The organism is Chitinimonas violaceus (assembly GCF_052601015.1).
This window is the reverse complement of record NZ_JBQXDJ010000108.1, coordinates 1-8098: the sequence shown is the minus strand read 5'-3', so window position 1 is coordinate 8098 and position 8098 is coordinate 1. Positions and strand designations below refer to the sequence as shown.

Below are 8098 nucleotides of genomic sequence, written 5' to 3'. Positions count from 1 at the left end.
ACGTTTCAGGATTGATCCGTTCCAGCACACTATGGGACTAAACACTTAGAATCTGTCTAAAGTCTCGCGAGCTAGGGCAAGACAAGGCGAAAACAGCTGAGGAAGCGGAGTTTACGAAGTGTAAATGCGCGTTCCGGGGGTGTTTTCAACGCCGTATTGCCGACGCGCAGCAGACTTTAAACAGGTTCTCGCCCCCTCTTGTTGTTTTCACATCTTGTTAGCCATAAAGATGGCTGCCACTGCCGCTTGCAAGTTGACTCCTGCTTTTTACGGACTAGTTTTCAAGGCTCATTGCCACCAAGGAAGCGCCTGACAATAAATCTGCAATGTTCCAGTTCTACTCTCTCCACGCTTGAAGAATCTGTACCCAATTGGATCGCATATCCCTTGAATTAGGGGATACGTAATAAGTGCCCCCTATAAGGAAGCAGATACGAAGAAATAATCCAGATGGTCGCTGTTGTTGTACCCCGTAACCCATTACAAGTTTCGAGGAGATAACCCGCATGCGCATCAAAAACTGGCTGCTTGGGGCTGCCTGTGCCCTGTTGGCCAACCTGGCCAGTGCCGAGACCAACATTTACCTGACCAATAGCACACCAGAGCCGGTTACCGTCAGCACGGTGCAAACTGGTGACAAAACCCTGGAAGTCGGTACCCATTGGGGCCAGTACGACACCACCATCCCGGCCTATGCCACCCGCAAAGTGCTATGGATGAACCGGGACAAAGGCATTACCAATGGCAAGAATTTCTACTTTGACACCACGGTAACGCAGGGGAATGCCTCTGTAGTGCTGCAGCAACGTCTGCAAGGCAAGACGATAGGCAGCAATATCTGGCACGCAGCACGCGCTAATGGGTTTGCCGACCCATGGTTCGCCGACCGGGATATTCATAACAGCCGTACTGCGTTTGCCGGCATGCAGGCTACGGTGTCCTACCGGGCACAATTCACCGGTGGTTACGATGATCTGTACTATGTGATTCAAACCGACAACCGCCCGGAAGCCCAATCCGCCAGCAATGAGTTCAAGGTATTGACCTGGAATATCTGGGGGGTGATCGGCTCGAAGCAGATTTGCGATCGTTGGACAGAAATACCAGCCAATGCCCGCAATTTCGACGCGGTTGTCTTCAGCGAGGCATTTGACAACAGCTGCCGCGATCGTCTGCGTGCCGGTTTGCGGGCAGATTTCCCCTACCAGACCCAGGTGGTGGATAAAGACAATATCTTTGAGGACGGTGGTGTGTTCATTGCCAGTCGCTGGCCGATCGCCGGAGAGCGGCAAATGGTCTATAGCCAATGTACTGGGACAGACTGTCTGGCCAACAAAGGCGTGATGATGGTGGAGATCATCAAGCATGGTAAGGCTTACCATATCGCAGGTACCCATACTCAGGCATGGAATAGTGATGCGCAGCGGGCGATGAGACTTTCCCAGCTGACGAGCATGCGCCAATTCGTTGACCAGCAAAGACCCCCAGCAACGGATGCACTGTTCTACGCCGGTGATTTGAACGTGGATAAATACGCCACGCCGGATGATTACCAGAAGATGCTGGCCTTGTTTGATGCTGCGCCACCTAACTTTGTGGGCTATGGCTGGACGTACGATGTAACCGTGAATTCGCTGGCCAGTACAGGGCGTGAATACCTGGACTATGTGCTGGTGTCGAATGCGCATCGGCGACCGAGTCGTAGTGAGAACGAGGTCAAAATCTACCGCAGCTTGTCGCCCTCAGTCTGGGCGCTGCGCGATCTGTCTGATCATTTTGCTGTAGCTGGCCGCTTCCAATACTGAGATGAAAACCCAGCTCCGTGTCGTCGTTGGCGTGGTGCTGGTGTCGGTCATCGCCTGGCTGGTTTGGCCAGCCGGGCGAGCCGATATACCGGTCGTTCAACCAAGTGCGCAGCGCAGCGCAGTACAAAAGACGGCAGCGGTGCCTTCCAGTGGGTTGTTTGCCTCTTCCCAATCACTGCCCTATGTACCAACCTCAGACTGGACCCAGCCTGCACAGCGTATTACGGCTTTACGTAATGTATTGGCCGGTCGGCGTAGCTTGCTGGATTTGCGTGATGAAGTTCGTAAGAGCTGTCAGCAAGGTTGCGAGAATTGGCCGGAAGGCGATTTGGCTGCGTTGAAGCCCCAGGAAGCCAGCCTATTGCGTCGAGCACTGGCTGAGCAGCCTGCGATCGACCAGTCAGTCGCCAATCTGGTTCAGGATGCCCGCCAACCAATGTCGGACCGCTTGGCCCGTATCATCGCTGCGCGTGATGCCGTTGCAGGTCGCGAGGTCACCCAGGTGTTGTATGGGGAGGAACAGGCTCGTTTGGCTTTCCATGCAGCAGCGCAGGACTTTATTACCAAGCAGGCTGCGTCGATACCCAGCGAGGACAGGCAGCGGGCACTTGATGACTTGAGGAGGCAACACTATGGCAGTTACTTCGACCGCTTGAGCGCAGAAGAAGGCCCCGAGCAGCATTTGTACTGGGCATTGGCGGCTGCCGAGGCTGGTTTGCCCGCGGAAAAACGTACCGACGTACGCCTGAAGATGCGAACCGACTACCTGGGTGTAAAGCTTGCGCAACAGCTGGCCGAGCAGGAAGCGGACGACGCACGCCATCTGCAACAGGCACAGGGTTACCAGACGGCGCGTACTGATCTTGAAACGGAAATCCGCCGCCGTGGCAACCCCGATCAGGACCCCGTCTTGGCGACGGAGCTGCAGGATCGTTTGGGTGAGCTCAGGTTGAAGTGGTTTCCGTAAGAACAGCTCAAAGCCTGCTGCGCGTCGACGATACATTGTTGAAAACACCCTCGGAGTGCTCATTTACCACTTGTAAACTCCGCTTCCTCGGCTGTTTTCGCCTTGTTTCGTCCTAGCTCGCGAGCCATTGAGCAGGTTCTATGAATCAATTCACGATCTTACTGCGCAGCCATGATCAGGGCTTATGCGCTGCTCGAAATCCTCATGTACAAAAGTACACTTCGGTTTCTGCGCTGCTCTGCACCCTGCTGACGGCTGCTCGCTACAGATCAGTAAACAGGTTCATGAGTCAATTCACGATCTTACTGCGTATCTGTGATCAGGGCTTATGTGCTGCTCGAAAACTTGAGAGCTCAGTGCCCCGAATGCATGGCTTCGGCACTGGCAGTGAGGGGTTCTATTTTGACTTCAACCTTTACTTCGCCGGCTTTGGCGAAATTCAAGGTGAGGGGTACCTTGCCACCTTCTTGTAGCGGATTCTTCAGGTTGAACAACATGACGTGATAGCCACCTGGCTTGAACATGACGTTGCCTTTGGAAGGGACTTCCACTTTTTCGACCTGCCGCATGCGCATGACGCCGTTGTCGTTGACGTGGTTATGGATTTCAGCCTTTTCGGCGACATCGGTAGCGGTGGCGCCGAGCAAGGTGTCAGCTTCGCTGCTGCCGTTGTTCACTTTGAAATACACCGCGCCGGTCTGGCTGCCAGCCGCAGTTGCACGTGCCCAGGGGTGGTGAACCTCCAAGCCGCCTTGCTTGAACCCATGCGCATGGCTACTGGCCGCCATGAACATACTGGTTGCGACGATGAGGGAGGGAATGAAGCGGGATTTCATGGGTGTCTCCAGTTTATTTGCCAATGTCAAAGGTGTAACGCCATTGCGTGAGTAAGAGATTGTTGTGTCCGTTTTCAGTACGATCCTGCCATGCCTCAATGGCCAAGGTGTTTGCCGGGGTGGCTTGCCAATCAAGGCGCAGCCCGTTTCGCCGGGGGCGGTATTTGCTATTGGCGATGCCGGCATTGCTGGCAAGGATGCTTGCACCTGTGCCTTTTAGCTGATGGCGCAATGCAAGTTGCTCATATCGCGTGGCGAGTGTGATGGTGTCGGTCCAATGCCAGCCGGCTTCCAACGCCAAGCTGCTTGTGTCACCTTGGTATTGGGCCACGCCCAACTGGCCGGCAATCTCGCCGTCTTCCCGTCGTTTACCGGCTTCGGCCAACCCATAGATCGCTCCTTGCTGCCAACGGGCTGAAATGAGGCCCAACCAGCCATGCCCACGCAGGCAATCGCTGTCCTTCCCACAACCACTGCTGTGACTATGGCTGTGGCCAACATGGTTGTCTGACTTGGTAACACGTTGCAATTTGGGCAGGTAGCCGATATCGGCCTGCACTGTCCAAGGACTTTGCCGCCATTGCATGCCAATTAACCCTAAGCCTATCGTATCGACCGACTTTGCCCCGGGGTAACCACGGCCGCGATAGGCGCCAAGTGTGCCTTGCCATGCGCCTTGTTGCACTGTCAGCTTTGCGCCATCGTCATGCCAATGGTCATGCCCGATCAACGAAGTGTCGAGCAGCGCTGGCAAAGCCCAGTTGCGTTGGGTATCAAGCGGCGATTGTCTGCCCAGGCTTAACGCGATTTTTTGGTTGGACTCTGTCCTGTGTTGCAGGCTCAGCGTGACATGGTCGGTTTCGAATTTCTTGCTGTTGTCGTCATAAGCGATGCTCGCATCGGACTGCAGCCAGGGCAGCCATATTGCCTGCCATTCGAGACCGCTGTCACCATAGAGTGCGCCGCGGTGCTGCTCAAACCCGATACCGGGCAAGGGTAAGGTGGCTGGCCACGTATTGGATGCATCAAGGTGGCGGACATTCAGCAATGCATGCAGATGATGACGAGGGACAGTGCTCTCCGCTGTATTGTCAGGCTCGTGTGTTTCGCCATTGTGGGCGTAGGCGCTAAGGCTGATGAGGATTACTGAAGCGTGGATTGGTAAGCAGGTTCTCATCGGTGAGTATCTTCAGAAAGGCAATCAGGTCTTGCTTGTCTTGCTCGGACAGCTGGATACGGACGATCAAGTCGCTCTTGTTCGGGTTGTAGCGGCCATCACCGGCATAGGGTCCCTCGGCGATAACCCGGCCCCCGGTGGCATAGAAGTCCAGCACCTCTTCCAGCGTTTGCATGCTGCCGTCGTGCATATAGGGGCCAGTGACCGCGACGTTGCGCAAGGTAGGCGCACGGAATTTGCCCATGTCGGTAGCCAAGCCGGTCAGTTCGAATAGGCCGCGATTGGGGAAGGGAAAGCCCCCTTTTCCGTCGATGTTGTAAAGCCCGGTGTTGTGAAAGGCGATTTCCAGATCGCGACTGGCGGCATGCACTATCTGATCGTTGAAATTGAAGCTGCCATGGCAATGAAAGCACTCGGCTTTCTCGCCAAAAAACAGGTTCATTCCGCGTGTTTCGGTTTCACTTAAGCTGGCGCGTCTTTGCAGGTAACGATCGTATTTCGAGTCAGCCGATATCAACCCACGTTGAAAAGACGCAATCGCCTTGATGACATTACCGAAATGCATCGGGTTGACATCATCAGGGAACGCTTTGGCGAATTGCTGGGGATACTTGCTGTCGCTGCGCAGACGGTTAAGCACGATATCGCGATTGCTGTCGTTTACCCCCATTTCAATAGGGTCGGTACCGAACAGGGGGACAGCCATCTGTTGTTCCAGCGTAACCAATGCCGGGTTGGCCCAGGTGTAGGTGGGGTGCCAAGCCGAGTTGGCAAGCGCCTGGGCGTTACGGTGCGTCAACTCCCCGGTTGAGCCAGCCGAGGTGCTGAGGCCATCGGTAAACGCTTTGTCCTGATGGTGACAGCTGGCGCAACTCTGCTGCCCATTGCCGGAAAGGCGAGGGTCGTAGAACAGTGCGCGGCCAAGCTGGAATTTCTCTTCCGACATCGGGTTGTCGGCCGGGACGCGAGGCGTAGGGAAGTACGAGGGAAGGTCCCATCTCCATGCTGCCTCTTGCCGGCCAGGGTCTTCCGTTGAGGTGCCCGACGGCATGCAGCCGCCGAGCATCGCAACGGTGGCAATCAACCACCAACGCATTATTTCGCCTCGATACGGAAAATCTGCTGATTACTGCCATCCCCTTTGGGTTTGCCGGCATTACCAGCACCGGGAGTGGATTCGGTCAGGTTGAGGTCGAAACGCGAGAAGAGAATTGCGCATTCGGGGTCGGTTGGCGCGCTCATACAACCTGCAGCGCCGGCTTTATTGGTGTTCAGGTCGTTGTTCTGCAGCAGCGAGGCAATGTCGAGCACCACTTGCTGGTTCTGGCTGTTGAAATTGGCCAGTCGAACGGGGAACCGGTTTTCATAGGTACAGGCTGTTGTTTCGCCTGTGGCAGGGTTACCTTTACAGTCGTTCGAGCCCAAGTGGACAAACCAGGTTTTGCTGGTGGTGCCGTTGGCATGGGTAATGCCGCCAGTGGGGTTGAGCTCCAGTTGTATGAATTTACGCCCACCTTGCCAACTCCAGCCCATGCCTTGTACATCCAGTGGTTTGGGTGCAGTGGTGGAATCGCTGTGGTTCATTGAAACAGTTTTGCCATCGGTATTGATGGCGCTGACAGGGACCCCGACGTTGAATACAAGCCCAGTGTAGGTACCCGCTGGAATGGTGCCAGTGATAGCGTTATTGGTTGCTGGCGTTCCCCCTTCGCAGTTACTGGTGCCATCTTCAAAATCTAACAAAGCCAGATTCAAATATTGCCAGTCGTTCTGGGCAAGCTCGATGGGTACTTCTGCGCCGGCACTGCTGATCAGCCTCGCATCGTAGATGTACAGCCTGGCGTCGCTCAGTTTGGCGCTTATCGCCCCCGTACCCAAAGCCGGAATGGTTTCAGTGCAGTTCACCGCTGTGTTGCCGGCCTTCAAGGCAAACTGGATGTTCACTGCCTGGGTGGTGGGTGGAACAGGTTGTATTGGGTTGGCAGGCTGAGCGGGGCTATCTCCACCTCCGCCGCCGCAAGCAGCCAATGCCAAAGCCAGGGGAACAGCTGCCAACAAAGCGATAGGGGCGCGCATCATGGTCTCTCTTGATCGTTGTTATGGGCGCTCGTGCGGGTGCCGATGGGGCAAAGAAGTAGCGGAGAGAACAACCTGAAGACGTCAGGCCGACAGCACCTGCCTCATCTGTGTAGTGGTGAGGCTTAAGGCTCCTCCTCGCTATGGCACGAGAGCGGCGATTCTAGAGGGGCGCGGATGAGCGAGCCTGCGACATGTTGTCGCGGTAGTTTGTCTAAAGTCTGCTGTGCGTTAGCAATACGGCGTTGAAAACACCCTCGGAATGCTCATTTACCATAAGTAAACTTCGCTTCCTCGGCCGTTTTCGCCCTGTCTTGCCTTAGCTCGAGAGACTTTAGACAGGCTCTTAGATTCCTACGTATCGCCCTGGCTTATGGTTGACCGCAATCACTGCATTCACAGCAATTGCGCCGATGATAGAAAGCACGACGCTACGTAAATCCAATACGAAGCATGCCCCAAGAAGGATCAGCAAGTCGGCGGCCATTTGTATCTTGCCGGCACGCCAGCCGTATTTCTCCTGCAGATAGATAGCCAGCACACCTATGCCACCTAGACTGGCGCGATGTCTCATCAAGGCCAAAAGCCCGGCGCCGGCCAGAAGGCCGCCTGCAACTGCGGCAAAGACAGGGTTGAGATGGTCCATATGGATCAGCATCGGTAGCCACTCGCTGTAGAACGATAACAGGCTGATGGCAGCGAAGGTCTTCAGCGTGAACACCCAACCCAATGCCCGCCATGCAAACACATAGAAAGGAAGATTAATCAGGAAAAGCACAATGCCAAAGGGCCACTTACCCAGATAATGGACAAGAAAAGCCAACCCGGCGGCACCACCTGTAAGCAGGCTGGCCTGCCGAAAGAACATGACGGCCAGTGCCACATAGAAGCAGCCGATCAGCAGTGCTTGCAGGTCTTCAGACCATGAATGGCGCTCTACTTGGGAGGACATAGGAGGACAACAGAAAGTAAAACCTTGAAAGGTACGATGTAGCGGGTGTGCTCGCTATTTGGGGCTTCGATAACGCTTGAGCCTACATTCCCCAGACATCAGAGAAAGTTTGGACCAGCTCACGAACTTGGAATCTTGTGGGTTAGTTATCTGCCAAATTCTTAGAAGCTGTCTGGTTAATGTCTATCGTAGTTTGGCAAGTGTTATTTTTAGCATGGCGACGCGCACGAAATTCTCCGCTGTCGCCGTCAATACCTCGACATCTTTTGCTAGGCGGCGAAAGTT

At 54.9% G+C, this 8098-nt stretch carries 7 protein-coding genes; 2 read left to right on the top strand and 5 right to left on the bottom strand.

The genetic code is table 11. From position 1 onward, the window contains the following. Positions 1-506 precede the first annotated feature (506 nt). The gene (locus ACUHMQ_RS19575; RefSeq protein WP_445297141.1) at positions 507-1805 is read left to right on the top strand and encodes a sphingomyelin phosphodiesterase; all 1299 of its coding nucleotides are present in this window, start codon (positions 507-509) and stop codon (positions 1803-1805) included. A 1-nt stretch (position 1806) separates the two neighbouring features. Beyond that, a complete protein-coding gene (locus ACUHMQ_RS19570) occupies positions 1807-2772 on the top strand; it encodes a lipase secretion chaperone (RefSeq protein ID WP_445297140.1) in 966 nt (321 codons plus the stop codon). A gap of 353 nt (positions 2773-3125) precedes the next feature. On the opposite strand, the gene ACUHMQ_RS19565 is transcribed toward ACUHMQ_RS19570, so the two are convergent. The 5 genes from ACUHMQ_RS19565 to ACUHMQ_RS19545 form a co-directional block, all read right to left on the bottom strand. Next, complete coding sequence (locus tag ACUHMQ_RS19565; RefSeq protein WP_445297139.1) at positions 3126-3608, bottom strand: copper chaperone PCu(A)C; 483 nt, start codon at positions 3606-3608, stop codon at positions 3126-3128. Between the two features lie 13 nt (positions 3609-3621). Beyond that, positions 3622-4785 (bottom strand): hypothetical protein, encoded by a 1164-nt coding sequence (locus tag ACUHMQ_RS19560; protein WP_445297138.1) that lies wholly within the window; start codon positions 4783-4785, stop codon positions 3622-3624. Next, a complete protein-coding gene (locus ACUHMQ_RS19555; protein ID WP_445297137.1) occupies positions 4736-5881 on the bottom strand; it encodes an MbnH family di-heme enzyme in 1146 nt (381 codons plus the stop codon). Before ACUHMQ_RS19555 ends, ACUHMQ_RS19560 begins: the two co-directional genes overlap by 50 nt. Further along, the gene (locus ACUHMQ_RS19550; RefSeq protein ID WP_445297136.1) at positions 5881-6864 is read right to left on the bottom strand and encodes an MbnP family copper-binding protein; all 984 of its coding nucleotides are present in this window, start codon (positions 6862-6864) and stop codon (positions 5881-5883) included. The genes ACUHMQ_RS19555 and ACUHMQ_RS19550 overlap by 1 nt, the downstream gene beginning before the upstream one ends. A gap of 343 nt (positions 6865-7207) precedes the next feature. After that, positions 7208-7813, bottom strand: a complete 606-nt coding sequence (locus tag ACUHMQ_RS19545) for a YitT family protein (RefSeq protein WP_445297135.1) — start codon at positions 7811-7813, stop codon at positions 7208-7210. Positions 7814-8098: the final 285 nt, after the last annotated feature.

Coding starts and splice junctions, on each gene's coding strand:
- ACUHMQ_RS19555 (WP_445297137.1), bottom strand. CDS start 5,881: ATGCGTTGGTGGTTGATTGCCACCGTTGCGATGCTCGGCGGCTGCATG.
- ACUHMQ_RS19560 (WP_445297138.1), bottom strand. CDS start 4,785: ATGAGAACCTGCTTACCAATCCACGCTTCAGTAATCCTCATCAGCCTT.
- ACUHMQ_RS19545 (WP_445297135.1), bottom strand. CDS start 7,813: ATGTCCTCCCAAGTAGAGCGCCATTCATGGTCTGAAGACCTGCAAGCA.
- ACUHMQ_RS19565 (WP_445297139.1), bottom strand. CDS start 3,608: ATGAAATCCCGCTTCATTCCCTCCCTCATCGTCGCAACCAGTATGTTC.
- ACUHMQ_RS19550 (WP_445297136.1), bottom strand. CDS start 6,864: ATGATGCGCGCCCCTATCGCTTTGTTGGCAGCTGTTCCCCTGGCTTTG.
- ACUHMQ_RS19570 (WP_445297140.1), top strand. CDS start 1,807: ATGAAAACCCAGCTCCGTGTCGTCGTTGGCGTGGTGCTGGTGTCGGTC.
- ACUHMQ_RS19575 (WP_445297141.1), top strand. CDS start 507: ATGCGCATCAAAAACTGGCTGCTTGGGGCTGCCTGTGCCCTGTTGGCC.